Annotated in this window: 24 protein-coding genes and 1 pseudogene; 10 read left to right on the top strand and 15 right to left on the bottom strand. The window is 62.4% G+C overall.

Going from position 1 to position 25,969, the window contains the following annotated elements; genetic code table 11:
* Nucleotides 1-205: 205 nt before the first annotated feature.
* Nucleotides 206-1,123, bottom strand: a complete 918-nt coding sequence (locus M1E02_RS17840) for a hypothetical protein (RefSeq protein ID WP_479375523.1) — start codon at nucleotides 1,121-1,123, stop codon at nucleotides 206-208.
* A 146-nt stretch (nucleotides 1,124-1,269) separates the two neighbouring features.
* Between M1E02_RS17840 and M1E02_RS17835 the strand changes: the two genes are divergently transcribed.
* Complete coding sequence (locus M1E02_RS17835) at nucleotides 1,270-1,569, top strand: type II toxin-antitoxin system VapB family antitoxin (RefSeq protein WP_479375522.1); 300 nt, start codon at nucleotides 1,270-1,272, stop codon at nucleotides 1,567-1,569.
* Complete coding sequence (locus tag M1E02_RS17830; RefSeq protein WP_479375521.1) at nucleotides 1,562-2,227, top strand: LytR C-terminal domain-containing protein; 666 nt, start codon at nucleotides 1,562-1,564, stop codon at nucleotides 2,225-2,227. The genes M1E02_RS17835 and M1E02_RS17830 overlap by 8 nt, the downstream gene beginning before the upstream one ends.
* Here M1E02_RS17830 and M1E02_RS17825 read toward each other — a convergent pair.
* Nucleotides 2,196-2,840, bottom strand: coding sequence for a TetR/AcrR family transcriptional regulator (locus tag M1E02_RS17825; protein ID WP_479375520.1), 645 nt, complete (start codon nucleotides 2,838-2,840; stop codon nucleotides 2,196-2,198). The two genes, M1E02_RS17830 and M1E02_RS17825, sit on opposite strands and share 32 nt — an antisense overlap.
* Before the next feature lie 128 nt (nucleotides 2,841-2,968).
* Between M1E02_RS17825 and M1E02_RS17820 the strand changes: the two genes are divergently transcribed.
* Nucleotides 2,969-3,169, top strand: a complete 201-nt coding sequence (locus M1E02_RS17820) for a hypothetical protein (protein ID WP_479378210.1) — start codon at nucleotides 2,969-2,971, stop codon at nucleotides 3,167-3,169.
* Between the two features lie 100 nt (nucleotides 3,170-3,269).
* Here M1E02_RS17820 and M1E02_RS17815 read toward each other — a convergent pair whose 3' ends face one another.
* Complete coding sequence (locus M1E02_RS17815; protein ID WP_479378209.1) at nucleotides 3,270-3,995, bottom strand: DsbA family oxidoreductase; 726 nt, start codon at nucleotides 3,993-3,995, stop codon at nucleotides 3,270-3,272.
* 202 nt (nucleotides 3,996-4,197) lie between these two features.
* Between M1E02_RS17815 and M1E02_RS17810 the strand changes: the two genes are divergently transcribed.
* Nucleotides 4,198-5,454 carry an MFS transporter gene (locus M1E02_RS17810; protein ID WP_479375519.1) on the top strand — a complete coding sequence of 419 codons (1,257 nt, stop codon included), beginning with the start codon at nucleotides 4,198-4,200 and terminating at the stop codon, nucleotides 5,452-5,454.
* 86 nt (nucleotides 5,455-5,540) lie between these two features.
* Here M1E02_RS17810 and M1E02_RS17805 read toward each other — a convergent pair.
* The 5 genes and pseudogenes from M1E02_RS17805 to M1E02_RS17785 form a co-directional block, all read right to left on the bottom strand.
* A pseudogene (locus M1E02_RS17805) lies at nucleotides 5,541-5,843 on the bottom strand (GNAT family N-acetyltransferase); the annotation flags it as partial.
* 44 nt (nucleotides 5,844-5,887) lie between these two features.
* The gene (locus M1E02_RS17800) at nucleotides 5,888-6,889 is read right to left on the bottom strand and encodes a sugar phosphate isomerase/epimerase family protein (RefSeq protein WP_479375518.1); all 1,002 of its coding nucleotides are present in this window, start codon (nucleotides 6,887-6,889) and stop codon (nucleotides 5,888-5,890) included.
* A gap of 1 nt (nucleotide 6,890) precedes the next feature.
* Nucleotides 6,891-8,108 carry a Gfo/Idh/MocA family protein gene (locus M1E02_RS17795; protein ID WP_479375517.1) on the bottom strand — a complete coding sequence of 406 codons (1,218 nt, stop codon included), beginning with the start codon at nucleotides 8,106-8,108 and terminating at the stop codon, nucleotides 6,891-6,893.
* Entirely contained in the window at nucleotides 8,105-9,262 is a 1,158-nt protein-coding gene (locus M1E02_RS17790) for a Gfo/Idh/MocA family protein (protein WP_479375516.1), read from the bottom strand. Before M1E02_RS17790 ends, M1E02_RS17795 begins: the two co-directional genes overlap by 4 nt.
* Complete coding sequence (locus tag M1E02_RS17785) at nucleotides 9,259-10,008, bottom strand: sugar phosphate isomerase/epimerase family protein (protein WP_479375515.1); 750 nt, start codon at nucleotides 10,006-10,008, stop codon at nucleotides 9,259-9,261. Before M1E02_RS17785 ends, M1E02_RS17790 begins: the two co-directional genes overlap by 4 nt.
* A 260-nt stretch (nucleotides 10,009-10,268) precedes the next feature.
* Here M1E02_RS17785 and M1E02_RS17780 point away from each other — a divergent pair, with 260 nt between their 5' ends.
* Nucleotides 10,269-11,480 carry an ROK family transcriptional regulator gene (locus M1E02_RS17780; protein ID WP_479375514.1) on the top strand — a complete coding sequence of 404 codons (1,212 nt, stop codon included), beginning with the start codon at nucleotides 10,269-10,271 and terminating at the stop codon, nucleotides 11,478-11,480.
* Between the two features lie 107 nt (nucleotides 11,481-11,587).
* A complete protein-coding gene (locus M1E02_RS17775; RefSeq protein ID WP_479375513.1) occupies nucleotides 11,588-12,796 on the top strand; it encodes an MFS transporter in 1,209 nt (402 codons plus the stop codon).
* Between the two features lie 102 nt (nucleotides 12,797-12,898).
* Here M1E02_RS17775 and aceB read toward each other — a convergent pair whose 3' ends face one another.
* Both aceB and aceA read right to left on the bottom strand, forming a co-directional pair.
* Nucleotides 12,899-14,551 carry a malate synthase A gene (gene aceB / locus M1E02_RS17770; protein ID WP_479375512.1) on the bottom strand — a complete coding sequence of 551 codons (1,653 nt, stop codon included), beginning with the start codon at nucleotides 14,549-14,551 and terminating at the stop codon, nucleotides 12,899-12,901.
* 262 nt (nucleotides 14,552-14,813) lie between these two features.
* Complete coding sequence (gene aceA / locus M1E02_RS17765; RefSeq protein ID WP_479375511.1) at nucleotides 14,814-16,145, bottom strand: isocitrate lyase; 1,332 nt, start codon at nucleotides 16,143-16,145, stop codon at nucleotides 14,814-14,816.
* 175 nt (nucleotides 16,146-16,320) lie between these two features.
* Between aceA and M1E02_RS17760 the strand changes: the two genes are divergently transcribed.
* Both M1E02_RS17760 and M1E02_RS17755 read left to right on the top strand, forming a co-directional pair.
* Nucleotides 16,321-17,835 carry a helix-turn-helix domain-containing protein gene (locus tag M1E02_RS17760; protein WP_479375510.1) on the top strand — a complete coding sequence of 505 codons (1,515 nt, stop codon included), beginning with the start codon at nucleotides 16,321-16,323 and terminating at the stop codon, nucleotides 17,833-17,835.
* A 357-nt stretch (nucleotides 17,836-18,192) separates the two neighbouring features.
* Entirely contained in the window at nucleotides 18,193-19,473 is a 1,281-nt protein-coding gene (locus M1E02_RS17755) for a serpin family protein (protein WP_479375509.1), read from the top strand.
* A 33-nt stretch (nucleotides 19,474-19,506) separates the two neighbouring features.
* Here M1E02_RS17755 and M1E02_RS17750 read toward each other — a convergent pair whose 3' ends face one another.
* Nucleotides 19,507-19,815: a hypothetical protein gene (locus tag M1E02_RS17750; protein ID WP_479375508.1), complete on the bottom strand. Its 309-nt coding sequence runs from the start codon at nucleotides 19,813-19,815 to the stop codon at nucleotides 19,507-19,509.
* A gap of 98 nt (nucleotides 19,816-19,913) precedes the next feature.
* Between M1E02_RS17750 and M1E02_RS17745 the strand changes: the two genes are divergently transcribed.
* Both M1E02_RS17745 and M1E02_RS17740 read left to right on the top strand, forming a co-directional pair.
* Complete coding sequence (locus M1E02_RS17745; RefSeq protein ID WP_479375507.1) at nucleotides 19,914-20,504, top strand: TetR/AcrR family transcriptional regulator; 591 nt, start codon at nucleotides 19,914-19,916, stop codon at nucleotides 20,502-20,504.
* A gap of 155 nt (nucleotides 20,505-20,659) precedes the next feature.
* Nucleotides 20,660-21,373: a queuosine precursor transporter gene (locus M1E02_RS17740; RefSeq protein ID WP_479375506.1), complete on the top strand. Its 714-nt coding sequence runs from the start codon at nucleotides 20,660-20,662 to the stop codon at nucleotides 21,371-21,373.
* A 112-nt stretch (nucleotides 21,374-21,485) separates the two neighbouring features.
* On the opposite strand, the gene M1E02_RS17735 is transcribed toward M1E02_RS17740, so the two are convergent.
* From M1E02_RS17735 to M1E02_RS17720, 4 genes are all read right to left on the bottom strand, one after another.
* A complete protein-coding gene (locus M1E02_RS17735; RefSeq protein ID WP_479375505.1) occupies nucleotides 21,486-22,424 on the bottom strand; it encodes a type IV toxin-antitoxin system AbiEi family antitoxin domain-containing protein in 939 nt (312 codons plus the stop codon).
* A 151-nt stretch (nucleotides 22,425-22,575) separates the two neighbouring features.
* Nucleotides 22,576-23,931, bottom strand: coding sequence for a tRNA guanosine(34) transglycosylase Tgt (gene tgt / locus M1E02_RS17730; RefSeq protein WP_479378208.1), 1,356 nt, complete (start codon nucleotides 23,929-23,931; stop codon nucleotides 22,576-22,578).
* 90 nt (nucleotides 23,932-24,021) lie between these two features.
* On the bottom strand, nucleotides 24,022-24,747 hold the full coding sequence (locus M1E02_RS17725) for an SRPBCC family protein (RefSeq protein WP_479375504.1): 726 nt from the start codon (nucleotides 24,745-24,747) through the stop codon (nucleotides 24,022-24,024).
* Nucleotides 24,748-24,813: 66 nt separating this feature from the next.
* Nucleotides 24,814-25,815 (bottom strand): DUF6707 family protein, encoded by a 1,002-nt coding sequence (locus M1E02_RS17720; protein ID WP_479375503.1) that lies wholly within the window; start codon nucleotides 25,813-25,815, stop codon nucleotides 24,814-24,816.
* Between the last annotated feature and the right edge of the window lie 154 nt (nucleotides 25,816-25,969).

The following is a 25,969-nucleotide window of genomic DNA, read 5'->3' as shown; positions in this document are numbered from 1 at the left end:
TTGAGGCGGGCTACAGCAGCGGGCGACGTTATTTCCGGATGGCTCCGGACGTCGTCGGATGGCTGGCTGCCGTAATAGATCTCATCCTGGACCAGTGCGTCTGTAATGGCGATTCTCCGAGCTGTTTAATACGAGGGGTTCTACCTGCATAATAACGGAGAATAAAAAACGCGAGTCAAACATCGGTTGGGCTGCATGTACGGGTTCAGGATGTCAGTGCGTCCCGCCAGCCGCGGAGGAAAGCACCCCCGGCGTCGTCGTGGATGACTGTGTTGTCCAGCCCCAGGTCCTCCGCTGTGAGGATGTCGTACGGCTTCTCGGGTATGCCATCCGCCGGACGGACGTCCACATGCTTCACCGCGTGGTCATTGTGGTGGAGCCAGTCAGCCATGGCGTAGTCGGTGCGGGAATCTCCTACCGTGCGCCATGCCTGAGGGGTGATGCCCTGGGCCGCCAACAGCTCAACAGCCCGGCTGGCACCAAGATCCTTACCCAGCCGGATGGACTCGATATCCGTGGAGATGATGGTGGGATCCACGCGGTAGTCCACCTGATCGTCCGAATCCGGTTCATGGTGGTCCAGCCGAACAACACCCAGACCGTGCCTGACCATGAGCTCCATGGCATCAGCGTCGAAGAGTTTCTGTTCATCGAGGTAATCGGCACTCGGCACGTCTATGTGCTGTTCCACCGACACCATTGCCCGCTTGGTCTCATCGAAGAACATATGCCTCGCGTAGTCCTCCGCCACGAGCCGGCGGACGTCATCACCGTACGCCTGGGGAACGGCCAACTCCCGGTCCACGTGGACGGGGCCAGGGCCATCTGCGGTATAGCTGAACCAGACGGCGCCCTTCTCGCAGATGGCATGGATGATGGTCCCGGCGGGGATCCCGGCAGCGATCATGGGAACCATGACCTGTTCACGGATGAAGGCGTCCGAGCGGCCCGTGTTGAAAACGACCGGAATTCCAGCGGTGGCCAGTGCTACCAGGTCCTCAATAATCTCTGCCTTGACGTTGCGGGTGACGGGACTTGCCACTGGCCCGTCGACGTCGAGCAGCAGGGCCAACGGAGGAGTCGACGGCGGGGCGGCGGCCACGGGAGTTTCGGGTGCAGTCATGCCCCCATTGTGTCAGCAGGCCTCACCGGATGCGTTGGGCGCGGGGAACGTTGCACTCCATGACAAATGGTCACTGTTTGGCTACAACCTGTTCGCGGCGAGGGTCACTCATTCCGTTGGGGCTGCTTCTTCCATAGGCTTGCAGAGTGATATTCAAAGCTGTGGGCGAGGGACGCCCGTACCCCGACCATGGTTACAACACGCCCAAAGCCTGGGCTGCTCTTCCTCCGCGGCCTGTCCGTCTCGACGAGCTGGTGACCACCAAGCGGACCCTGGATCTTGAAGCCCTGCTGGCAGAGGATTCAACGTTTTTCGGCGACCTTTTTCCCCATGTTGTGGAGTACCGGGGAGTGCTGTACTTGGAGGACGGGCTGCACCGGGCAGTCCGCACCGCACTTCATCAGCGGAACGCCATTCACGCCCGCGTGCTGGTGTTAGATGGCTAAGAAACCGCGCGATCCGTTTCTACTCCACGGGCACCACGTGGTGACAGGCCCAGAGTTGCGGGCCACGCTAATTGAACATGACGAGCGCCAATTCATGCCCATCAGGGTGCGCCGCAGGATTATTCACGGCGTGGTCCTGGTGCTGCTTCTGGCCTTGATTGCGAGCGGAGTGGTGGTGGCCCTGGCAATCTGGAACGGCCAGGTCACCATTGCGACGGCTGAGCCCAGCAAGGAACCTGTGACGCTGTGCCCCACGGCCATCCACGACTACACGCCGAATGACAAAGTGAATTTAAATGTCTTCAACGGCACCAGCCGGGCGGGGCTTGCCAGGACCGTGGCGGACGAGTTCCTCGCCCGGAAGTTCGCCGTCGGAAATGTGGGGAACCAGGAAACCGGGTTCCGGGGGGTGGCTGCTGTGATTTCGGGATCCGCCGGCCAGTCTGCCGCCTTCACTGTCCAGCGGAATGTGCCGGGCTCCGACTACTTTCAGGACAACCGGACGGACGCAAGCGTGGACGTGATCCTGACCAACGACTACCAGGCACTCACTCCACCGGAACTTGTTGACCAGACACCCGGGAAGCTCAGCTGTCCGCGTGAAACCCGGCGCATTGTGGACGATGCTAAGTGGCCGGTTGTGCCGCCGGCCGGGTGACCCGGACAGGCAGGCTCCCGCCGTCGTCGAACCTGGCGCCGGCACCTAACTGAATGAACCGTACGGTCCGCTCGACGGCAGCCGCTGCTCCGTCCCCGCGTGCGGCGCTGGAGGACAGGGTGCCATGAATCAGTTGCGACAGCTGGATGACGTCGGCGGCGGGCAGGTAACCCTGGGCCATGGCCTCCCGCAGGATGTCCTGCAGAAGTACGCTCAGTTCTCCGACATGATCCGCCAGCCTCGCGAACGAGGCCGGAGAAAGCACCGCGCCCATTGCAGGGCCAGGCGGGAGGTGGCGGCGGCTGAGGTCCTCCACTTGCGCCCGAACGTAGAGAGCCAGCTGCTCCACAGGGTTGTCCAAGGACTGAAGTGATTCGCGGAGCCCGATGAGGAACCGTTCTGTTTCATCCAGGGCGTAGGAGATCAGCAGTTCTTCGATGTCCGCGTAGTAGTTGTAGACGGCGGTTCGGCCGACTCCTGCGTGGCGGGCGACGTCGGTCATGGTGAGACCGGGGAGCCCATGCGAAAACAGGAGCTCCCCGAAGGCGGTCAGGATACGTCGTTGGGTTTCGGCGCGTTGCGCGGCGTTTGTGGGCGCCGAAATCCTAGGCATACAGACACATTATTGTTATCTGTCAGCAAACTTCCCGACGGCGGAAGGAGCCGGACCGGTCATAGCCCCTTTTGCTCTCCGGCAATTGGGAGGACGATTAAAGGGCATCCATCATAAGGAGGTCAGTGATGTGCTACGGATACAACAAGGATTTCGGGCGTGACACCAGGAAGGATGCCTCACGGAAACCTGAAGAGCGCCTGCAACCTGAAGAGATGCCGGAACCTCGCGTTGAGGCAAAGGACTTCAAGTTCTGGGCCTTCCCCCGCCGCCATCGGGAGTTTTCCGCTCCTGAACCGGTAGTTGACCGCACACGCGAGAAGGTGTGACGGCCCCGGGAGGTCGAAGTGAAAAAGGAAGGCCCCGCATCGCGGGACCTTCCTTTTCAGTTCTTGCACTTTTCAGTTCCAGCTCAGACGGTGGCCATGACTAGATGGCGCAGCCGTCGGGGCCGCAGGCCACTCCGTCACTGCCGTCCGTGGCGCCGGATTTGTCACCGGCTGCGACCATAACGAGCGGGTGGGATTCCTGCCAGCCCTGCTCCAGAGCCTGGCTGAACGTTTCCACCGGCTGCGCACCGGAGAGGCCGAACTTACGGTCGATGACGAAGAAGGGGACTCCGCTGATACCCAGTGCGCGGGCTTCGGCGAAGTCATGCCGGACGTCGTCGGCGAACTTGTCTGTGGCGAACAGCCCTGCCACCTCATCCTCGTCCAGCCCTAGCTCCAGCGCGAGTGACGTGAGGTACTCCGTGCTGCCGATGTCCTTGCCTTGCTCGAAGTGTCCGCTGAGCAGACGCTCCTTTGCTGCATCCTGGACGCCATGGGCAGCGGCAAGATGGATGAGGCGGTGGGCCGTGAAGCTGTTGGCCACCACGATCTTGTCGAAGCGGAAGTCCAGTCCTTCACCTTTTGCCTGGGCGGCAACGTGATCAAACATCTGCGAGACCTGGGCGGCGGGCATGCCCTTGCGGGTGCTCAAATAGTCCAGTTCGGTGCCGTCATAGTGCTCCGGCAGGGAGGGATCCAGCTGGTAGCTGCGCCACTTCACCTCAATAGAGTCACGGTGGGGGAACTCGGCGAGGGCGGCTTCGAAGCGGCGTTTGCCGATGTAGCACCAGGGGCAGGCCACATCGGACCAGATCTCAATCTTCATGCTTGCCACAACCGCGGAGTCCCGGCGCTCATTCCCGTGATGGTCTATTGATTTGGTCACAGGGGCGGTTTCCCGGGCGCTCAGGCGGGAAGCGGCCGCTCCGAGTCCCATTCGCTACGCTGAGGAGGCAAGAGGTGAGCACAGGTGCTTTGTAACAATGCCTGGCACTGCCCCACAAACATTCCGCCAGGAGAATTTTCCGTTGACTACAAGCCGTGCAACCACGTCGGAGACGCGTCGCCTGGCCGCGTTGTTCACCGGTCTCTTTCTGCTGCAGCTGGGCTCGGCTGTCACGGCCGTGGCTCTTCCGGTGTTCGTCGTCGACCGCTACGGGCTAGGCGTTGAGCTTGGCATTACCCTGGCGCTCCGGCTCATACCAGCCGTCGTAGCGGGTGGGGCGGCGGCGTGGGCGATGGACCGCTTTGACGCCCGATTCATTGCCGTCGTTTCCACCGTCGTGACGGGCGGCACGATAGCAATGATTCCGTTCACCCAGTCGATGGTGGAGCTCAACGTCCTCTCCGTGATCGGAGGATTCACAGGCCTGTTCGCGACGCCCGCACTGATGAAAATGCGCTCCACCATCATCAGTCCCGGGAACGCTGTTCGTGCCAACGGCCTGATCGTTTCGGCAGAGCGCCTGCCTCTGATCGTTGGTCCGGCGTTGTCTGCCGGTGTCCTGGTGCTCTGGAATGTTGATCTCCTCCTCTTCGCAGAGGCAGCCACGACGGTGCTTGCAGGCATCATCATCCTGACACTGCCGAAGACCGAACCTGAACGGGATTCAGGACAGGAACCAATCAGCTTCCTGGCGATAATCAACGTCAGGCTTCTTTGGGGAATGGCAGGGAACGAGCGGAGAACGCAGGCGTACCTGGTGACGGGCCTTTTCTATACTGCAGCCATGGCGGCCGGGCGCGTTTTCCTCGTTGCTTTCGCCGCGTCGTACGGAATAAACGAATCCCTGTTGGCGTGGTTCCTGGCCAGCATGGCGTTTGGTGCTGTCGTGGGAGGACTCGTCGGATCCAGGTTCTCAGTGAAAATCCTCGGTCCGATCTATCTGATTGGGAATCTCGCTGAGGGGGTCATCTGGATCTCGCTTGGGTTGGCGCCTCCGTTCCTGCTGGTTTGCGTGCTACTGGCCATTGGTGGTGTCCTCGAATCCGTGGCGACGACGGCCTTCTTCGCCGATATCCAACTCCGCATGAAGCCGGGCGCCATTGGACGTTTCTTCGCCATTTTTGTGCCGATGACAGCTGCCACTGGCGTCCTCGGTTCTCTGGTTGGCGGCCTCGCGGCGTCCGCCGGGACTCTTTGGGTCGGAGCGGCCGTTGTCGGCCTGCTGGTCGCAGTCCCACTGATCCCCTATGCGAAGACGTATTGGAGGCGCGAAGCCTCCGAGGAGGGGAGTGGCGAGCACTTACCGCATATACGCACGTCGGGAGAATATACCGCTTAAGTGTGATGTGACTTGGTCACAGGGCTGGTTTCCCGGAACGCTCAGGCGAGAAGCCGCCGTTCCATCACGAAGTCCGGATGCACCTAGCACTTGCTGAGCTCAGCGGACGGCAGGAGGCTTAGCGCCGAGGCAACTTCCGGATCCTGGGCAGGCCGGGCGACGAGCATGCTGTAGCCGCGAAGTTCGCCGCTAGCTTCGACCACCAGGATGGTGATCTCCGGGTCCGCCGTGTAAGCGCGAAAGTGCTTCTCGCTGAGGGTGCTCGCCAAGTGCGCGGCAATGTCCGCGGCGGAAGAACCCGGCGGGCACGCCAGCGGAAAGGTAACGCCGGCCAGCTCTGCCAGCGGGCCGGCGTCGTCCTCTGTTGCTTTTCGAATGATGTGCGCCATATCAAAAACTCTGGCCCTGGAAGCCCCCGGGCTTAGTCCCGCAGTCAGTCCTTGGTGCTGAAGGCGGCGTCGAAGGAGGTGCTCGACGCCGGGAAGTCGAACTTCTTGAGGGCGGCGAGGGCTTCGGGGGCGCCGTGGAGGCGGTCCATGCCTGCGTCCTCCCATTCCACTGAGATGGGCCCGTTGTAGCCGATGGCGGCCAGGGCCCGGAAGGAGGATTCCCAGGGGACGTCGCCCCGGCCCGCGGAGACGAAATCCCAGCCGCGGCGCGGGTCGCCCCAGGGCAGGTGCGATCCCATGACGGTGTTCCGGCCGGTGAACCGGAGCTTGGTGTCCTTGCAGTCCACATGGTAGATCCGGTCCTTGAAGTCCCAGATGAAGGAGACCGGATCGATGCCCTGCCACATGAAGTGGGACGGGTCCCAGTTCAGGCCAAACGCTTCGCGGCGGCCGATGGCTTCAAGTGTCCTCACGGTGGTCCAGTAGTCGTAGGCGATTTCAGAGGGGTGGACTTCATGGGCGAACCTGACGCCGCACTCGTCGAAGACATCAAGGATCGGGTTCCAGCGGTCGGCGAAGTCCTGGTACCCGGCCTCGATCACCTTTTCCGGGACGGGCGGGAACATCGCCACGTACTGCCAGATGGAGGAGCCGGTGAACCCGACGACGGTTTTCACCCCGAGGGCCTGGGCCAGCCGTGCGGTGTGCTTCATTTCCTCGGCGGACCGTTGACGGACTCCTTCGGGTTCCCCGTCTCCCCAGACCCTGGCTCCGACGATGGCCTCGTGGCGGAAATCGATGGGGTCATCGCATACGGCCTGGCCCTTGAGATGGTTGGAGATGGCCCAGACCTTCAGGTTGTACTTTTCCAGGACGGCGAGCTTGGACTCGACGTAGCCGGGCTCATCCCAACGCCAGGCATCCAGGTGGTCTCCCGAAACGGCGATTTCCAGGCCGTCGTAGCCCCAGCCGGACGCCAGTTTCGCGACCTCTTCAAACGGAAGATCGGCCCACTGGCCGGTAAACAGAGTGTACGGGCGGGGCATGTCAGGCTCCTTCAAGGCTGGTGTGGCCGGCCGGGGGTGAGGTCAGTTGAATGATTGAACTTTTGGCGGCGGAGCTTTCTTCAATGGCGCTGAGGACGCGTTGCACGGCGAGGCCTTCCTCGAACGACGGCGACGGCTCGCTTCCGCTGCCGATCGCAAGGAGAAAATCGCGGATCTGGTGCGTAAAGGAATGCTCCCAGCCGATCACGTGACCCTGCGGCCACCAGGCTTCAAGATAAGGATGCTCGGGTTCGTTGACCAGGATTCTCCGGAAGCCCTGCTCCCGGACGGGCACCGTGGAATCCAAAAAGCCGAGTTCATTGAGGGATTCAAGATCGAACAGCAGGGCACCCTTCTCTCCGTAGATTTCAAGCTTCAGAGAGTTCTTCTGGCCGGTAGCCACCCGGGAAACCTCCACTGACGCGATTGCTCCTGAGGCGAGGTTCAGCGTGGCCCAGGCGGCGTCGTCGACCGTCACTTCTTCCAAACCGTTTGCCCCCGGGCGCCTCGGGGTGAAGGTGTGGGTGCGGCCGGAGACTTCAGTGACCTGGTCGCCGAGGAGGAACAGCACCTGGTCGATGGCATGCGAGGCGATATCGCCCAAAGCCCCCGATCCCGCTTTGTCCTTCCGGAGCCGCCACGTCATGGGCGCCTCCGGATCCGCCAGCCAGTCCTGCAGGTACGACGCCCGGACATGCCGGATGTTTCCCAGCCTGCCCTCGGCAATCAACTCCCGGGCCAGCGCTAGAGCCGGGACTCGCCGGTAGTTGAAGCCGATCATCGACTGCACACCCCGGGCACGGGCTGCCTGGGCTGCTTCCGTCATGGCCTGGGCCTCGCCGAGAGTGTTGGCGAGGGGTTTTTCGACGAGAACGTGCTTGCCGGCCTCAAGGGCTGCGACCGCAATCTCCGCGTGCATCCAGCCCGGCGCGCAGATATCGACGATGTCGACGTCATCCCGGTCCAGAACGGCACGCCAGTCGGTTTCCCATCCCGCCCACCCGTATGTGGCAGCCGCCGCAGCGACGCCCTCGGCATCCCGGCCCACCAGCACCCTGCGCTCGAAGCCGGGGACGTCAAAGTAGCTGGCGACATTCCGCCAGGCGTTCGAGTGGGCTTTGCCCATAAACGCGTAGCCGATCATTGCCACCCCCAGAGTTTTGGGTTCCGGGCGCGTGCCGCCGTGCGAATTGTCGGGGTGGAGTTCCTGTGAAGTCATGGTGTGCCTTCCGAGAGGGTGGAGGCTTCCGGTGCCCAATCCTCTGGGAGGGCAGGGGATGCCTGGGCGGAGCTTTCGACGTCGACGAAGGAACCTGCTTCCATCGACTCGGTGATCGAGACCATGGTGTCAAGGACGTGGTAAGCCAGATCGCCGGTTGCCCGGTGCTGGACGCCGGCCCGGAGTGACCGGGCCATGTCCAGGACACCCATACCGCGGCCACTGGCAGGTCCGGTGGCAGGAACAGTTGTCCAGTCATCATTCCCTGGCTTCCAGATCCGGACATCGCCGTCGAAATTGTTCGGGTCAGGCAGCGAGATTGTGGCCTCGGTACCGGTGATCTCCACGAAACCCATGCGCACTCGCGGGGATTCGAAGCTGAAGACACTGTGCGAGGATGCGCCATTCGCAAACTGTGCCATGGCCGAAACGTGGGTTGGCACCTCAACGGTGAACTCCTCGCCAGCCTTGGGCCCCGAGCCGATGACCCGGACGTCCTTGGCCTTGGAGCCGACCGCGGCCACTTTCCGGATGGACCCGAACGCCTGGATCAGCGTGGTGAGGTAGTAGGGGCCCATATCGAACAGGGGGCCCGCACCGTGCTGGAAGAGGAACGCGGGGTTGGGGTGCCAGGACTCCGGGCCGGGGGTCTGGAACGTGGTCATGGCTGTAAGCGGCACGCCGATATCGCCCCGTTCTATAAGCCGGAGCGCAGTCTGGAGCCCGGCGCCCAGGAACGTATCCGGCGCGCAGCCGAGCCGGATCCCGGCGGCGTCGGCCGCTTTGAGCAGCCCGAGCCCGGATTCGCGGTCCAGTGAAAAGGGCTTCTCCGTCCACACGTGCTTCCCCGCCCGCACCGCAGCCGTCGCCACTTCCACGTGCGCGGCCGGGATAGTCAGGTTCACGATGATCTCGACGTCGGGATGGTTCAGCGCCGCCTCAACCCCGCCCCATTCGGGGATGCCGTATTCCTTCGCGCGTGCCTGCGCGGCTTCTTCGAAGAGGTCAGCAATGACGTGGACTTTCAGGTCCGGGAAAACAGTAAGGTTGTCCAGGTAGGCCTTGCTGATGTTGCCGGCGCCAATGACCGCTACGCCGACAGGGCCCCTACCGACGGGCCCGCTTCCGGTTACCGGAGTCTGCACCGCGCTCATGCCCGCACCTGCCCGGTTGCAGCCTGCTGGAGGTACGCCAGGCTCTGGGCAATGCCGTCGAAAATGTCACCGGCATAGTCGTCGAACTCAACGACGCCCACCTCAAGGGACTTTGCTGCAGCAATGATGTCCAGGACGGGAACCTTGCCCTGGCCTGCCGGCAGCTGCGCTTTTGTGTCAGAGGTAAGTGGGCCGTCCTTGATGTGGATGAGCCGCACACGGTCACCCAGCCTGCCCAGGAGCTCAACGGGATCCTGGCCGCCCACGGCTACCCAGTAGGTGTCTACTTCCAGGACCACTTGAGGGTCCAGCAGACCGGCAAAGTATTCAAGCGCCGTTTGGCCGTCGATCACGGACTCCAGTTCCCAGGCATGGTTGTGGTAGCCGACGCGCAAGCCGTACTCTGCCGCTTTCCTGGCTGCGGCGTTCAGCTGCGCGGCCGTGGCCTGAATGTCCTCGGCCGATTGCCACTTTTCCGCCGTGATGCAGGGTTCGATTACGGTTTCCATGCCGAGCGCCCTTGCTGCTGCAAAGATCTCATCCTGGTCCTGGCTGAGGAGGGGCGCGTGACCGGAGGGGGCAGTGAGGCGGTTTTCCTCCAGGGCAGCACCCAGTTCCTTCGCGGTGGCAACGAAGTTGTAGGGCTCCACTTGGGCGAACCCGATTTGAGCCACCTTGGCGATGGTGCCGGGGAGGTCCTCTTGTATCGCGTTTCGCAGGGTGTAGAGCTGGATCGAATACGACATTGGATTCCTTTGCGGGGAGTGGGCGTTACCTAAAAAGTGAATCAGGATTGCTGGCTGCGGGCGAGGGACGGCGAAGCCGCCGTTCTACCTCTGCGTCATCGCTTGGGGCGAAGACTGCGGCCGAATCTGATATTCCGCTGGTGATCCGGCTCAAATCCAAACTAGGGGGACTTTCGTCGAAGGTCAAGCAAAAGTTAGAAGTGTATTGGCGGGCTTTGATCGGCATGACAGTTGGAAGTCCGCTGTGCTATCACTTAGCTATGATGCCCACGCGTGGAAACGATGCGACCGTCCCCGATATTGGCGGAAGCTTTGGGCGTGCCGGCGATCTTTTCCAGCTCCTGCGCGATGGCAAGCCGCGGACCCGGGCGGAGCTGGCGCTGACCACTGGCCTGGCGCGCTCCACTATTGCATCCCGTATTGATGCCTTGATGCTGTCCGGACTGGTGGGGCCCGCAGGGGAGGCAAGTTCCAGCGGCGGCAGGCCACCGTCGCGCTTTGCCTTCAACCCGTCTGCTCGCTCCATCCTGGCCGTCGATATCGGCGCCACCCACGTGATCGTTGCAGTGACCGACCTCGCCGGGACGATCCTTGCCGAACGCCGGCTGTCCCTGGAAGTCTCCGAGGGTCCGGAACTGGTTCTTGGCCGGGTTGTGGAGGAAGGCAAGCTCCTGTTGGCTGAGGCCGGTGCGGGGACCGCGGACCTGGCCGGCATCGGAATAGGCCTGCCAGGCCCCGTGGAACATGCCACGGGAAAGCCGGTCAAGCCGCCGATCATGCCAGGATGGGACGGGTTCGACGTCGTCCGTTACGTTCAGCGCTCGCTGGCAGTACCGGTTCTGGTGGACAACGACGTCAATATCATGGCCCTGGGGGAACGGAACGCTTACTGGCCTGAGGAGGAGAACTTTCTCTTCATCAAAGTTGCCACCGGCATTGGAGCGGGCATCATCAGCAGCGGAACCCTCCAGCGTGGAGCCGACGGAACAGCAGGCGACCTGGGCCACGTCCGTGTTCCACGGGGCGATGCCGTGCTGTGCCGCTGCGGAAACTACGGCTGCCTTGAGGCCCTCGCTTCCGGCCCCGCCGTTGCGTCGGAGCTGAGCGCCAATGGCCTGGCTGCCCAAAAAGGCAGGGATGTTCTTGAGCTCGTGAATCAAGGCAATCCCCAAGCCATTCAGGCCTTGCGCCAGGCCGGCCGGGATGTTGGCGACGTGCTGGCCACCGTGGTTAACCTGCTCAACCCCTCACTGATAGTCATTGGCGGGAGCCTGGGGCAGACCGGAGACCACCTGATGGCGGGTGTGCGCGAAGTGGTCTACCGGCGTTCGCTGCCGCTGGCCACCAGCCACTTACGGATCGCCTCCTCCAAGGCGGGAGACCAGGCGGCAGTGCTCGGTGCCAGCCAGATGGTTACGCAGCACGTGCTGTCTCCATCCGTCGTCGAGGCAACCCTTCAGGCCGCCGGCTAGACTCGCAGCCGCCCGGCTAGGCTGGCGGGCTCGATGCCGGCGTTTGCCGCCGGCGTGATAGCAATGGAAATGATGAATGCGATAACCCGTTCCCTGGCTCCGGCCCTATGAGGGCGTCACTCCTGCCAAAAGTACCTGTTCTGTCCAGGATGCCGCAGGGGTTGGTACTGCTTGCCTGCATTGGCCTGATCGCCCTCAACATGCGTGGCCCGTTTGTCGCCGCCGCACCCGTGGTGGGTGCGATGCAGCGGGAGTTGGGGTTCTCCGCCGTCGAACTCGGCCTGCTGACGGGGATCCCGGTGCTGTGCTTTTCGCTGGCCTCGCCGCTCGCATCGTTAGCCGCCCGGAGGTTTGGGGCGGAGTTCGCCATCACCTTGACCCTGCTGGGAGTCCTTACCGGCGTCGCCCTCCGCTCAGCAGGAAGCGGGGTTCTGGTGATGGCTGGCACGGCCATCATCGGCGTTGCCATCACCATCGGCAACATCGCCGTGCCGCTGATCATCCGCCGCGACTTTTCCCCCCGCCGCCAAAGTTCTGCGATGGGCATCTATACGGCGGCCCTCAATATTGGATCATTCCTCACGTCCGTTGTGACCGCCCCCATCGCCGAAGGAGTGGGCTGGAGGTTCGCGCTGGCGGCCACTGGGCTGTTCGCTGTGGCAGCGGTGGTCTTCTGGATCCTGGCTGTTGGTATCGGCGACGCCTTCCGTCCCCGCTTGGCTGACCCTGGTTTAAAGCTGCCGTCAACGGGACCCCCGGCGTCCCGTTGGATCACTGTCGGACTGACTCTTGGCTTTGCGGGCCAGGCCTTCTCCTACTATGGGGTGACAGCGTGGCTGCCAACGCTGCTGGCGGACGAGCTTGGGATGGCGCCGTCCGCGGCCGGTGCCGGCTCTTCCCTGTTCCAGATCCTCGCCATTGTGGGCGGACTGGGAGTCCCGCTCGCGGCCAGGATTGCCAGTACGACGACGGTGGCCGTCACCTTGGGATTGCTCTGGCTGGCTGTGCCCCTGGGTCTGCTGCTGGCCCCGGAACTGTGGTGGCTCTGGTGCTCCTTAGGAGGGGTTGCCCAGGGCGGGGGAATCACCATCATCTTCATAGCCATCATCCGGCTGGCACGCGATCAGGCTTCGGCAGGCAAGATGTCTGCCGTGGTCCAGGGCACAGGCTACTGTTTCGCCGCCGTGGCCCCCACCCTTCTGGGCTACGTGCATGGACTCAGCGGCTCGTGGACTGTGCCGCTCCTGATGATTCTCGGATCGGTATTGGCGTTCTTCCTTGGCACCACCCTTTCGGTCCGAAAGGCGCCGAAATAGCGTTCAGCCGGCCGGCGCCGTCGGGGTGCTTCCGTTGCTGGGCTGCCTCCCGACCATCGGGATGCCTGTTGCGAAGGGCGTGGCAGCCCAGCAGACGGAAAATCAGGCGGCGGAGAGTTCCTCTTCGCTCGCTTCTTCGCGGGCCTCCGTCAGGAAGCGGGCGTAGGCAGGCAGGGTCAGGAACGTGGGGAACTGGTCGCTGAGGGTAACTTCCTCAAAGATGTCACGGGCATCAGTGAACCGGTCGCCGTCAAACCGTTCAAGCTTGGCGAATTCCTCATCCAGCAGATCCTCCACCCACTGGCGGGTGATGATCTCGCCGTGGTCCGTGATGGCGTGGGCGTAGATCCATTGCCAGAGCTGGGAACGGGAAATTTCCGCCGTGGCCGCGTCCTCCATGAGGTTATGGATGGCCACCGCACCGTTGCCGCGGAGCCAGGACTCGATGTAGCGGATGCCCACTTCGATGTTGTTCCTGATGCCGGTTTCGGTGATGGTCCCTTCAGTGGCTGCCACGTTGATCAGCGCGCGGTCGTCCGGGATCACGTCCTCGCGGAGACGGTCCAGCTGGTTGCGGCGCTCGCCGAGTACGCCGTCGAACACTTCGCGGCACACCGGAACGAGGTCCGGGTGGGCTACCCAGGAACCGTCGAAGCCGTCGTTTGCTTCGCGGGTTTTGTCCGCGCGGACCTTCTCGAAGGCGTTGGCGTTTGCAACCTCGTCCTTGCGGTTGGGAACGGCGGCTGCCATTCCACCGATAGCCATAGCGCCGCGCTTGTGGCAGGCACGAACGAGCTGCTCGGTGTAGGCGCGCATGAAGGGTTGAGTCATGGTCACCTGGGAACGGTCCGGGAGGACGAAGCGCGGGCCGCGGGTACGGAAATTCTTGATGAGCGAGAAGATGTAGTCCCATCGGCCTGCGTTCAGGCCTGCGGCGTGATCGCGCAGTTCGTAGAGGATTTCCTCCATCTCGAAAGCTGCCGTGATGGTCTCGATGAGCACAGTGGCGCGGATGGTTCCCTGCGGGATGTCCAGGAAATCCTGCGCCAGAATGAAGATGTCATTCCAAAGCCTGGCTTCGAGCCGGTTTTCGATCTTGGGCAGGTAGAAGTAAGGACCTTTGCCTTGGGCCAGAAGCCGGCGGGCGTTGTGGAAGAAGTACAGCCCAAAGTCCACGATGCCGCCCGCGATAGGGACGCCGTCGATCAGCAGGTGCTTCTCGGGCAGGTGCCAGCCCCGGGGGCGGACAACGATCGTAGGCAGTTCCTCGGCAGGGCGGAGCTTGTACTCCTTGCCCTCCGGGCTCGTGAAATCGATACGGCGCTCCATCGCATCCGTCAGGTTCAGCTGGCCCTGGATGACGTTGCGCCACGTCGGTGTGGAGGAGTCCTCCATGTCCGCCAGCCACACCTTGGCTCCCGAGTTCAGGGCGTTAATGGTCATCTTCTTGTCCACCGGCCCTGTGATCTCCACGCGCCGGTCCTCCAGGCCCGGGGCCGGGGGAGCAACACGCCAGTTGGGATCGTTCCGGATCTCTTCGGTTTCCTTCAGAAACCGTGGGTCCTGCCCCTTGGCGATCTGTCCCCGACGGTCGCGGCGCGCCTGCAGCAACTCCTGCCGCCGCTCCGCGGTGGCTCGATGCAATTTTGCGACGAAGGCCAATGCATCCGGAGTAAGAACCTCGTTCTGCCGGCAGATGGGCTGCGCCGTCAAAGTAATGCCATTGATGCTGAAACTGTCAGTGAAGGTGTTCATTTCTGTCTCCTTAAAGACGAAAGGGAAGTTCGACGGCGGTATAGCTGGCGTGCAGTGGGGGCCGAAAAGGGTGATCCTCCCCGTGCTATTCCCCATGCCCCGCCATGGCCTCGCAAGCTCGGCCCGGCAGGGGCATGGGGCCCCTTTTACGCACGCTTCCGGATCACCCGTTCCGGCCGAAGGTGAGCCGACCGCCTAGGCATGGGCCGTCGTCGCACCTTTAAGCCAGCGACTGCCATCAGCTCGCCGTCGGAAGTGGGTTTTAGTGGAACTGGCCCTCTTCGGTCGATCCGACCAGGGCGAGGGTGGATGCGTTCGGGTTGAGCGCAGTGGCGATGTCGTCGAAGTAGCCGGTGCCGACTTCACGCTGGTGCTTGGTTGCGGTGTAGCCGCGGGATTCGGAGGCGAATTCCTTTTCCTGGAGTTCGACGTAGGCGCTCATACCTTCGCGGGCGTAGCCGTGAGCGAGGTCGAACATTGAGTAGTTCAGGGCGTGGAAGCCGGCCAGGGTGATGAACTGGAACGTGAAGCCCATGGCGCCGAGTTCACGCTGGAACTTGGCGATGGTGGCGTCGTCCAGGTGCTTGCGCCAGTTGAACGACGGCGAGCAGTTGTAGGAGAGCATCTGGTCCGGGAACTCGGCCTTGACGGCCTCGGCGAACTTGCGGGCGAGTTCAAGGTCCGGCGTGCCGGTCTCCATCCAGATGAGGTCGGAGTACGGGGCGTACGCCTTGGCGCGGGCGATGCAGGGTTCGATGCCGTTGCGGACCTTGTAGAAGCCCTCCGGGGTGCGGACCGGCTGGCCGCCTTCGCGGAGAATGAATTCCTGGTCGCGCTCGTCGACGTCGGAGGTGATCAGGGTGGCTGCCTCGGCGTCGGTTCGGGCGATGACGACGCTGGGGGTTCCGGCGACGTCGGCCGCAAGGCGGGCAGCGTTCAGGGTGCGGACGTGCTGCTGGGTGGGGATCAGAACTTTGCCGCCGAGGTGGCCGCATTTCTTCTCCGAGGCGAGCTGGTCTTCCCAGTGCACACCTGAGGCGCCGGCCTGGATCATGGATTTCATGAGCTCGTAGGCGTTCAGCGGCCCGCCGAAGCCGGCCTCGGCGTCGGCGACGATCGGGACCATCCAGTCCTCAACGGTCTGGATGCCTTCGGAGAATTCGATCTGGTCAGCGCGGAGCAGGGCATTGTTGATGCGGCGAACCACTGTCGGGACGGAGTTGGCCGGGTACAGGGACTGGTCCGGGTAGGTGTGGCCCGAGTTGTTTGCATCAGCAGCAACCTGCCAGCCGGAGAGGTAGATGGCCCGAAGGCCAGCTTTGACCTGCTGGACAGCCTGGTTCCCGGTGAGGGCGCCCAGGGCATTGGTGTACTGGCCGGCCTTATGCTCCTCGGTGAGCTGCTTCCAGAGCTTTTCCGAACCGCGGCGGGCCAGGGTGTGCTCTTCGGAGACACGGCCGCGGAGGCGGACGACGTCGGAGGCCTTGTAATCCCGGGTCACACCTTCCCAGCGCGGGTTGGCGGCCCACTCGAGCTCCAGGGCGGCAGCCTGCTGCTCTGCGGTCTGCTGGGTGGGCTCAAATGCTGCAGTCATCTTTGTCTCCTTGGGTTATCCGGATTAATCCGGTTCAGCGCCGGAAGTGGTTCCCCAGCCGGCCCGTTCTGCTCCCTTGCAGTCCGGGCCGGCCTTTCCGGTGCGGTGCTTCTTTCCGTGATCCCTACTTTTCTGCACTTCCAAGTCGCTTACTAGGTGTAATTGCTGGAAAGAAATGCAGTTCTTGCCGTATTCTTCAGAAATGCCTACTCCAAGCTGGAACCGGAAAGCCACACCGCCGTCGTCGTCCGCTGCTTCAGGGGAACTGGACGTCATCAGCCTCGGGCGCCGCGTGCGCCACCTCCGTAAAGCGGCAGGCATGACGCTCGACGACGTCAGCGCCGCCGTCGGCACCGCCCCGAGCCAACTCAGCCTTATTGAGAACGGCAAACGAGAACCCAAACTCGGGCTGCTGCAGCAGCTCGCCGCGGCGTTCAATGTGGGCATCGAGCAACTGCTGGGCGCAGAGCCGCCCAACCGGCGGGCAGCCCTGGAGATCGAGCTGGAGCGCTACCAGCGAAGCCCCATTTATGAGTCCCTCAATCTGCCCAAAATCCGTATCAGTTCGCGGCTTCCGATGGACGTGCTGGAGTCAATGGTTGGCCTGCAGCAGGAACTGGAACGGAAGCTCAATGAGCAGATAGCGACGCCGGAAGAAGCCCGCCGCGCCAACGTTGAACTGCGTGCCATGATGCGTGAGCGGAACAACTATTTTCCGGAGTACGAGGCCGAGGCCCAGAAGGTGCTGGCGAATGTGGGGCACACAAGCGGCCCGCTGTCCCAGCACGTCATTGCCGACATCGCTGCGCACCTCGGATTCAGCCTGCATCATGTGGGCGATTTGCCTCATTCCACGCGTTCCGTGACGGACCTTAAGAACCGCCGAATTTACCTCACCCAGAACCAGCGGACGGATCACGATCCCCGCTCAGTCCTGCTCCAGGCGCTGGGACACTACGTGCTGGGACACCAGACGCCGTCCAACTACGGGGACTTCCTGATGCAGCGGGTGGCCACCAACTACTTTGCCGCGGCGCTGATGCTCCCTGAGCAGGCCACGGTTGAGTTCCTGCAGAAGGCCAAACAGGCCAAGGAAATTGCCGTCGAGGACATTAGGGACGCGTTCGCGGTTTCCTACGAAACGGCCGCACATCGTTTCACCAACCTCGCCACCGAGCACCTGGACATCCGGACGCATTTCCAGAAAACGCACCAGAGCGGGATCATCTACAAGGCCTACGAGAACGACGGCGTGACCTTCCCCCAGGATCACACTGGCGCCATTGAGGGCCAGCCGTCCTGCAAATACTGGACGTCGCGGGTGGTGTTCGACGTTCCGGACAAGTTCCGTGCGTACAACCAATACACCGACACTCCCGCCGGAACCTACTGGTGTACCGCCCGGACCGAGCGTTCCGCCAATGGGGAGTTTTCGCTCTCCGTGGGGGTGCCGTACGCCCACGTGAAATGGTTCCGGGGACGCGACACCACGGAGCGGTCCAAGTCGATGTGTCCGGACGAAAGCTGCTGCAAACGGCCGCCGGCGTCGCTGGCTTCAGAGTGGGCGGGCAACGCCTGGCCCTCGGCGCGCGCCCACTCCCACCTTTTGGCGGCCATGCCTCCCGGCGCCTTCCCCGGCGTCGACGAAACCGAGGTCTACAGCTTCCTGCAGGCACATTCGGGGAGCTAGCAGTATTAACCCATCCTCCCCACCCCCTTCCGGGACGCTCCCTCACGTTTCGCGGGTTTTTCTGGGACGCTCCCTCACGTTTCGCGGGTTTTTCTGGGACGCTCCCTCACGTTTCGCGGGTTTTTCTGGGACGCTCCCTCACGTTTCGCGGGTTTTTCTGGGACGCTCCCTCACGTTTCGCGGGTTTTTGATTCCCTGGCTCGTTTTGGTTGCGAAAGGTGAGGGAGCGCCGGCGTTTTGGTTGCGAAAGGTGAGGGAGCGTCGACACCAAAATGACAGCAAACCGTGACCCTGCCGGCATCGTTCTCTGAGGTTCGAACTGCTTGACTGAAAACCAAGGTGTCTGAGGGGGCAGCAGTGAAGAATTTTCGAGCGCAGATTGTCGCTGTTAGTGCAGCGGTGGCACTTACCGCGTGTTCGACGTCGTCGTCGGCTCCTGAGCTGTTGAAAGCCGACGGCGTCTCGCGCGTCTCCGTGGAGCGCGGTGACTATGAAACCCACGTGCGGCAATACCGCGACTCAGCACTGAAGCTCGGATCGGCTCTCCTGGACGACGGCGGGGAGGGCGGTAATGGCAACGTCATCTCTTCTCCGGGCAGCCTGCTGATCGCACTGGCCATGCTGCGAGCAGGCGCGTCCGGGGCGACAACAGCCGAACTTGACCACGTCTTGGGGCTTCCCGCTGATGGGAGGGACGAGGGCATGAATGCCCTGCTCGATTCGTTGCAGAAGTTCGAAGGCGATCCCGGGTCCGTGGATGAGGCAAACCCGCCCCGGACTCCTGTCATGCACGTTGCCAACGGGCTGTTCGTTGATAAGGAAGTGTCCACCGGCCCCGACTACCTCAAGACGCTGGGGTCGCATTACGGCACGGGTGTCTACCCCGTGGATTTTAGTGACGAGGGGGTCATGGCCCCCGCCTTGGATGCCTGGGTGAATAAGAACACCGGCGGGCGTATAAAAAAAGCGCCTGCCGCATATGATCCGGAGAATACGTTCAGCTTGCTGAATGCGCTCTATTTCGCCTCGGCCTGGGAAACGCCGTTTGATTCCAACGGAACGGCTGACTCACCATTTACTAAGGCTGACGGTGAAGAGATCGTGGTGCCCACCATGAATAAGCTCGCAGAAATGGCTTACGCCGAAGGCCCTGGATGGCAGGCTGTGGATCTTCCCTACGCCGAAGGGTTCGTGATGCGCCTCGTCCTGCCTGCGTCTGGGGAGGCAAAGGATTTCCTGGACTCTGGAGCCGTGGAGCTCTCGGAGGTTGCCGGCTCCTTGGATGGTGACGTGCCTGAAATGGTCCAGATTTCATTGCCCAAATGGGATCACAAGAGCAGCTTCGATTTGCGCAAGGTCTTCGAATCGCTCGGATTGCAGGAGACTCTCCGCACCAGCAAGGACTTCGACAATATCCAGCCCGGGATGATCATTACCCAGGCCGCTCAAGCTGCGAACATTACGGTCGCCGAAAAAGGCACGGTGGCCGCTGCGGTTACCCAGATCAATGGCATGGCCACCAGCGCCCCACCCATGCCGGAGCGCGTGATCGAGTTTGACCGGCCCTTCCATTACCAAATCATCCATGCTGAGACGGGGCTGCCACTCTTTATGGGCAAGGTTGCCGACCCCCGCTGAGAGTCCTGCTGACGCCAGTGCCGTTGGCGGGGACTACTTTGACATACGACGGCGACGCAACAGTCCATAGCCCTGAAACAGCCGTGGCACTACGAAATACACAGCGATCGGGACCACAACGAGTGTGAGCGTGAAGGCCCGGAGAACAGGGTGCCAGCCTTCGGACAACGGCGCGAGGAAGGCCATTACGACCGCGACCAGTGGAAAAATTGCCAGCCAAGTAAGCAGTGCCCGCATGTGAACTGACGGCAAGTGGGGCGCAGCTGACGGAGCGGGCGCTAGGGCGTATGCCTCCGGCGTCGTGATGCTGTTGGTTGGCGCAGTGGCGGCGTTTGTGTTCATGATTCGACTCCAACTAATTAGTTGCTTTTCAATGTTCCGACATTAGACGGTTCTGTTTGAAACTGCAACCATCTAGTTGGGAAAGGTAGACTTGACCAATGGCATGGGATATCGAACGGACGAAGACGCTGTTGCTGGAGGCAGCCACAGCCGAATTCAGCGAAAGAGGGTTCGCTGGTGCCCGGATCGACCGGATTGCCGCTGCCGCGGGCGTTAACAAAGAACGCATTTACCAGTACTTCGGCAAAAAGGATGAACTCTTCGATGCGGTGCTTGCCGCCGAACTCATCAAGGTGGTAACGGAAGTTCCCCTTGAGGGAGAGGGCCCAGCAGCGCTGGGCGACTACGCGGGCAGGCTGTTTGATCGTCACAGCCTGGACGGCATCTTGCCCCGTCTCCAATTCTGGGAAGGACTGGAGCGGCGCGATTACGTTGTAAACCGGGAGGCTCGGGCCAGTCACTGTGCCGCCAAGATCGACACAATGCTCCAGGTCCTGCCGGGAATTGACCGGGCCGACGCCGCGGATCTGTTGCTGACCGTGGTCACGTTATGCGATGGCTGGACCGTACTTCCCCAACTCGATGCGCTGATGGCGGGTTCCGCCCCGGGGCGACTTGCCCGTCGTCGTGAATTCGTAGTCCGCACGGTGACTCTGATGGCCGAGTCGCTGACGGCTGAAGCCGCCTGATTCCTGACGGGCTGCTGCCTGCGGGTCCTGCCTGCCGGTCCTGCTTGGCGTACGACGTCGGGTGGCCGGGTCAGTGGGAGAATTGCGTGACAGTGCTAATACAGCCGGCGGACAAGATCATTCCGCCGAGCGAACCACTACGAATGGATACACCCATGCCTTCCACCCCGGGCCCCGACGCCCTGCCCCTGACCGGCGCCAGAACCTTCCCCAAGTTCGCCTCTATCGGTTCGCCGTACTTCGGGATACTGCTTGCGTTCATGGCAGTGGTCCTCATCCTGTCCAACATCGGAGGGTCCAAAGGCGTCGCCATAGGCCCGATCATCACCGACGGCGGCTTCTTCCTGTTTCCGTTGGCTTACATCCTTGGCGACGTCATCAGTGAGGTCTATGGATTCAAGGTGGCGCGCAAAGCCATCATCACTACCTTCGCCCTGTCCGTCTTCGCTTCGCTCTGCTACTGGATCATCATTGCCCTACCGGGATTCAACGACGAGTTCGGGACCACCAAGCAAGCTGCCCTCGAAGGCGCCCTGGGCCCGGTTCCGCAAATCGTGCTGGCATCGTTGCTGGCATTCCTGGCCGGCCAGACCCTCAATTCATGGATCCTCGTGAAGATGAAGGCACGAACCGGGGAGAAGTCGCTGTGGGCCCGCATCATGAGTTCCTCTGTAGCCGGTGAGTTTGTGGACACCCTGATCTTCTGCAGCATTGCCGCATCAGTCATTGGCATCACGGACTTTGCCGGGTTCGTGAACTATGTTGTGGTTGGCTTCCTCTACAAGACCCTCGTTGAGTTCCTCTTTGTTCCCGTGACCGCCTTGGTGATCGGCCACATCAAAAAGCGGGAGCCGAGCTACGCGGCGTAAGCCCGCCGTTTCGACGGTTCCGTGCCTACTCGATGTTCCGCAACGCCTAGCGGGCAGGGAACCGTCGAAATGGTGCACCGAGGAGTGGAGAGGCGTCGATTTGGAGGTGGCGTCAGCCGTCGGAACCCTGGTCCAGCGCCCGAAGGACGCGAGCTTTGAATTGCGCCTCGTTGAACAAGTCCCTCCACTCGACCCGGAGGAAGGTCCAGCCCTGTTCCATGAGCACCTTCTCGCGGCGACGCTCCTCGAAAACAACCTCGCCTGTTGGCCGGTAGTCGAAGTACTTCGTCTTACCGTCGAATTCCAGGGCTACTTTCCTCTTGGGCCAGGCAAAATCCAGCCGATGCTCGCCCAACGGAGTCCGCACCAAGTACTGCAGTTCGGGCGGCGTAATCCTGAGCCTGTGCAACAGTTCACGCGTCAGGCTCTCCCCGGCCGACTCGGAGCGAGGATCCGCTAGCTCGAGGGCCCCGCGCAGAGCTACGACTCCGTTGCGGCCGGCCAAAGAGGAGCAACGGTCACGGATTAGGGGCAGGTTGGCGCCGAGCCGGGCCGCATGGTCTACCAGGATCAGGGACTGCCGCAGATTGAACATGAGGCAGCAATCCACCACTGTCCGCTCCAAAGAAGTGCAGGGCAAGTTGTCCACGAACGTCATTTCATGGGTGTCTAAGCGTCTCGTGTGGGCCGCAACGCCGCGACCATGCGAGATCCCGGACGGGCAAGTCGCCTGCGTAAGGTGGACGACGTCGTCCACGCCCCACAGGTAGAGGCGCTGCAGGCTCGCGCCTGAAGTATGGCTGTAAACAAAGCCTCCCGCCGACGTCGTACGTGTTCCGTGCGCATGCGCATAAATGATTTGGCGACGACGAGTGGCGGCGTTCAGGCGGGACCACCAGCTTCCGCGTGCGTAACAGCCGCGACGCACCCGAATGAGGCTTCCGTCCCGAACCAAGGTGGCGATGCAGCGAGAGTTCAGACCTCGCTCCAAGAGTTGCTCTGTCCGCCAGAAGTACTGCGTCGACGGTGACGCGAGGAAAAGTGGATCCATGTATCCACTGTTGACACTCCAGCATCTGAGTTCCAGAGCCCATCACGCCTATGTGGAAAGCGCCACTTCGATGGTTCCCTGCCACCTCGATGCTGCGGGGCGTCGAGCGCGCAGGGAACCGTCTAAATGGCGCGGGAGCCAAGGGCCAGGGTCAGGAGTAGTACTGCCCCAGGGTCTGCTCCTTGAACGCGAAGAAATCGCCGGACTCAATGGCCAGGCGGGCGTCGTCCACCATCTTCACCACGAAGCGCTCATTGTGGATGGAGATCAGCGTGGCCGAGAGCATCTCCTTGGCCTTGTACAGGTGGTGGATGTACGCCCGGGAGTAGTTGGCGCAGGCGTAGCAGTCGCAACCGTCCTGCAGGGGACCGAAATCGCGCTTGTACTTGGCACCGGACAGGTTGTAACGGCCGGTGGGCGTGTAAAACGCGGAATTACGGGCCACCCTGGTGGGGGAGACACAGTCGAAGGTGTCGGCGCCGTTTTCGATGGCTGTGAAGATGTCGTCGGGCTCGGAGATGCCCAGGAGATGGCGCGGTTTGTTCTCCGGCAACTCCTCGTTGCACCAACGCACGATCGTGCCCAGATTCTCCTTCTCCAAGGCACCCCCGATGCCAAACCCGTCAAACGGCATGGCACCGAGGTCCCGGCAGGCCTTGCGGCGAAGGTCCTCGTACTGTGCGCCTTGGATTACGCCGAACAGCGCCTGATACGGCTTGCCAGCGCGCTCCTCGGTCAGCCGGAAATGCTCGTCGATGCAGCGCAATGCCCAGCGACGGGTCCGCTCCAGTGACTCCTCCTGGTACCCGCGGGAATTCTGCAGCGTGGTCAGTTCATCGAAGGCGAACATGATGTCCGCGCCGATGCGGTGCTGCACCTGCATGGAGATCTCCGGCGAAAACCTGTGCCGGTCTCCGTTGAGATGGCTCTTGAACCAGACGCCGTCCTCATCAACGTGGGCGAGCCGTTCCTTGCCGGCGGCGACGGCGTCATCAGACAAAGCCTGGTCCGGCAGGGGCGTCGTTTTCATGTCGATGACCTTTTTGAAGCCTGAGCCGAGACTCATCACCTGGAAGCCGCCGGAATCAGTGAAGGTGGGACCGGGCCAGTTCATGAAAGCACCCAGCCCGCCGGCCTCGTCCAGGATTTCCGCGCCGGGCTGAAGGTAGAGGTGGTAAGCATTAGCCAGCAGGGCTTGAGCCCCGAGGTCCGCCATCGCTTCCGGTAGTACGGATTTGACTGTTGCTTTGGTGCCGACGGCGATGAACGCCGGCGTCTGGATGTCACCGTGCGGTGTGGTGATGGTTCCGGTGCGGCCGAGGAACTCCCCGCCGTTGGCCGCTATCTGTTCGGCACTGGGCCCGCTGGTATCGCTGAGCCTATTGCCCACCGTGAACGCAAAGCCGCCCCGACCCGCAGGAAAAATTGGAGCAGGAGCATCTTTAACCGGCGCGCTTGGAGCAGGGACGGAGGACGCGAGGGAGGATACTGGGGACTCGACAGGCATTTTGGAGCTGTTGGCTGGCACGGTTCAAGTGTGCCAGTTTGTGCCAAGAAAACCCTTATGAGCCAGAAGTGAGCTTCAGCAGCGGCCGGTTCAGTGCAGTGGCTCCGACGACGGGTAGTTCTCACTGCGCCATTCGTCCCAGAGTGCCCGAATGGACTCAAGCTTGTGCGCCCCGAGCCCGTACGTGGAAATGATCACCAGCGATCCGCCGTCGGGCCTGACATCCTCGATGACCGGCTGGTCGGCGACGATCAGCAGTCCGTCGTTGTGTTCCGCATAGCTGTGCACTGTGAGCCCCACCTGGTGGTTGCTTCTGAACCATACCCGCCCGGAGATTTCCTCGCCGGTTCCCAAAGTCAGCGAGTACTCCTGGCCGGGCGCGGGAACGTCTTTGACACCGAGTTTCTCGATGGCCGAACCGGACGTTCCCGGGACGGAGAAGAACGAAGTCCGCCGTTTGTCGTGCGGGTGGCGTTCCAAAGCGAAACGGAGTTGCTGCAGGAACGTCAGCCAGCCCTGGGTGATGTCCTCGTCCCAGGCGGCCCACTCGGAGTCGTGGTCCAGCGCCGAGCGCGTCACACTGACGAGGGTTCCGTTGGGTACCGGCTTGAGGGTAAAGATGTCACCGCCGTCGACGGTCAGTTCCGTGTGGTCAGGACTTTCGACCACCGCGTCCTTGAAATAGATTTCGTTGATCTCCTCGGCTTGATCGTCCGCCTCCCAGCCATGCCACTGGGCGATTTTGGCGGGCTCCCGCAACATGGTCCACACCTGGGGTGCATCGGCATTAATGACAACGCTCAGATTGTTGGTCATGCGCCTGAATCTACAACTCCTGCCATCGCGGGTACAGGGGTAATTGGCTACCGTTAAGAGGCAGTTTCAGGCCCGCACTGCCTCAAGTTCGTTGCTGATCCTGCGGTTCAGTTCCGGGCCGCCGATGGTTTCCGAGCCACCGTGGGCGCGGAGGAAAAGCAGCGCCTGGAGCCTGAGGAACCGCCACTCCCGCTCGGCCTCCCGATTGGAGTTATCGATGGAGCGGAAAATTTCCTTGTCGTACAGATTCGGTTCATTGAGAGAGCGCTGCCGCACCCGGGCGTTGACCCGCGCCTTGAACGGATCCGACTCCTGCGAATCGGGCGCGCGCAGGAGCTTCTCGTAGACGTCAGCGCGCTCTTCCTGACCCGCCTGACGGCAGATATAGCTGGACAGAGCCAGGGCCGCTTCCACGGAGCTCCACCGGCCCGGATTGCCGTCGTACGGCAGGACGTTGAGCAAATCTGCCACCGCAAGGGCGTTCTCCGGGTCCTTAAGCAGAATAAAAAGCTCGTGGGCGAGGTCGCTAAGGTCCTTCAGGCAGCTTCCGGACTTGGTGTTGATGCCTTTGATCAGCCGCTCACTGAGCAACAGGACGCCCTCGGCATCCGGGTGGGCCTCAGCCGCCGCCTGCACCACAGTTTCCGGCGTGCCCTGCGGCTCGGGGATGAGTGCCATTTCCTCTTCTGTTGCCGCGCTGGCAGTAACCTCGGCGGACCCCGGGAGATTGGCGGGGAGGTTGGCCGGGAGAGTGGGTGGCAGCGGAGGTACGACGACGGCGGGAGCCGCGGCGGCGTCGTCGTCCTCCTCGTCGGGGTGCTTGACGAGCTGAAGGGATGCTGCGGGAGAGTCGGCGACCAGGACCGAGGAGCCCACCGCTATCCGGAGGGTGACCCCGCTGGACAGGGTTGCGATGATCAGGGCCGGGGCACCGAAGTCGTCCTTCTCGAGGTTCACAGCCTGCAGTTGAGCCGAGCTGTCCCCGCCCGGCAAGATCAGGTGGTCCCCGGATTGCAGGGCTCCAGCCTGGCGTTCGCTGTAGTGCTGGGCGGCTGGGGGCTGGGTCATCGGGAGTCCTTAAGTTCTCTTGCGGTCCGCCCTACAGTCTACAAAGGTGCCGGTCCCATGTACGGGATGCGCCGGAACCGCGAGAGTCCCCGGCACGGATCAGGATGAAGTTCGCGATGCAATCCAGAGCCCGGTGCAGGGAATCCCCGACCGG

It is taken from the genome of Arthrobacter sp. Z5-13, from assembly GCF_056499105.1.
Note: the sequence above shows the minus strand (reverse complement) of the source record. Positions and strands in the feature narration are given on the sequence as shown.

Coding starts and splice junctions, on each gene's coding strand:
- M1E02_RS17840 (WP_479375523.1), bottom strand. CDS start 1,123: ATGACTGCACCCGAAACTCCCGTGGCCGCCGCCCCGCCGTCGACTCCT.
- M1E02_RS17830 (WP_479375521.1), top strand. CDS start 1,562: ATGGCTAAGAAACCGCGCGATCCGTTTCTACTCCACGGGCACCACGTG.
- M1E02_RS17825 (WP_479375520.1), bottom strand. CDS start 2,840: ATGCCTAGGATTTCGGCGCCCACAAACGCCGCGCAACGCGCCGAAACC.
- M1E02_RS17820 (WP_479378210.1), top strand. CDS start 2,969: ATGTGCTACGGATACAACAAGGATTTCGGGCGTGACACCAGGAAGGAT.
- M1E02_RS17815 (WP_479378209.1), bottom strand. CDS start 3,995: ATGAAGATTGAGATCTGGTCCGATGTGGCCTGCCCCTGGTGCTACATC.
- M1E02_RS17800 (WP_479375518.1), bottom strand. CDS start 6,889: ATGCCCCGCCCGTACACTCTGTTTACCGGCCAGTGGGCCGATCTTCCG.
- M1E02_RS17795 (WP_479375517.1), bottom strand. CDS start 8,108: ATGACTTCACAGGAACTCCACCCCGACAATTCGCACGGCGGCACGCGC.
- M1E02_RS17790 (WP_479375516.1), bottom strand. CDS start 9,262: ATGAGCGCGGTGCAGACTCCGGTAACCGGAAGCGGGCCCGTCGGTAGG.
- M1E02_RS17785 (WP_479375515.1), bottom strand. CDS start 10,008: ATGTCGTATTCGATCCAGCTCTACACCCTGCGAAACGCGATACAAGAG.
- M1E02_RS17780 (WP_479375514.1), top strand. CDS start 10,269: ATGATGCCCACGCGTGGAAACGATGCGACCGTCCCCGATATTGGCGGA.
- M1E02_RS17775 (WP_479375513.1), top strand. CDS start 11,588: ATGAGGGCGTCACTCCTGCCAAAAGTACCTGTTCTGTCCAGGATGCCG.
- aceB (WP_479375512.1), bottom strand. CDS start 14,551: ATGAACACCTTCACTGACAGTTTCAGCATCAATGGCATTACTTTGACG.
- aceA (WP_479375511.1), bottom strand. CDS start 16,145: ATGACTGCAGCATTTGAGCCCACCCAGCAGACCGCAGAGCAGCAGGCT.
- M1E02_RS17760 (WP_479375510.1), top strand. CDS start 16,321: ATGCAGTTCTTGCCGTATTCTTCAGAAATGCCTACTCCAAGCTGGAAC.
- M1E02_RS17750 (WP_479375508.1), bottom strand. CDS start 19,815: ATGAACACAAACGCCGCCACTGCGCCAACCAACAGCATCACGACGCCG.
- M1E02_RS17745 (WP_479375507.1), top strand. CDS start 19,914: ATGGCATGGGATATCGAACGGACGAAGACGCTGTTGCTGGAGGCAGCC.
- M1E02_RS17740 (WP_479375506.1), top strand. CDS start 20,660: ATGCCTTCCACCCCGGGCCCCGACGCCCTGCCCCTGACCGGCGCCAGA.
- M1E02_RS17735 (WP_479375505.1), bottom strand. CDS start 22,424: ATGGATCCACTTTTCCTCGCGTCACCGTCGACGCAGTACTTCTGGCGG.
- tgt (WP_479378208.1), bottom strand. CDS start 23,931: ATGCCTGTCGAGTCCCCAGTATCCTCCCTCGCGTCCTCCGTCCCTGCT.
- M1E02_RS17725 (WP_479375504.1), bottom strand. CDS start 24,747: ATGACCAACAATCTGAGCGTTGTCATTAATGCCGATGCACCCCAGGTG.
- M1E02_RS17720 (WP_479375503.1), bottom strand. CDS start 25,815: ATGACCCAGCCCCCAGCCGCCCAGCACTACAGCGAACGCCAGGCTGGA.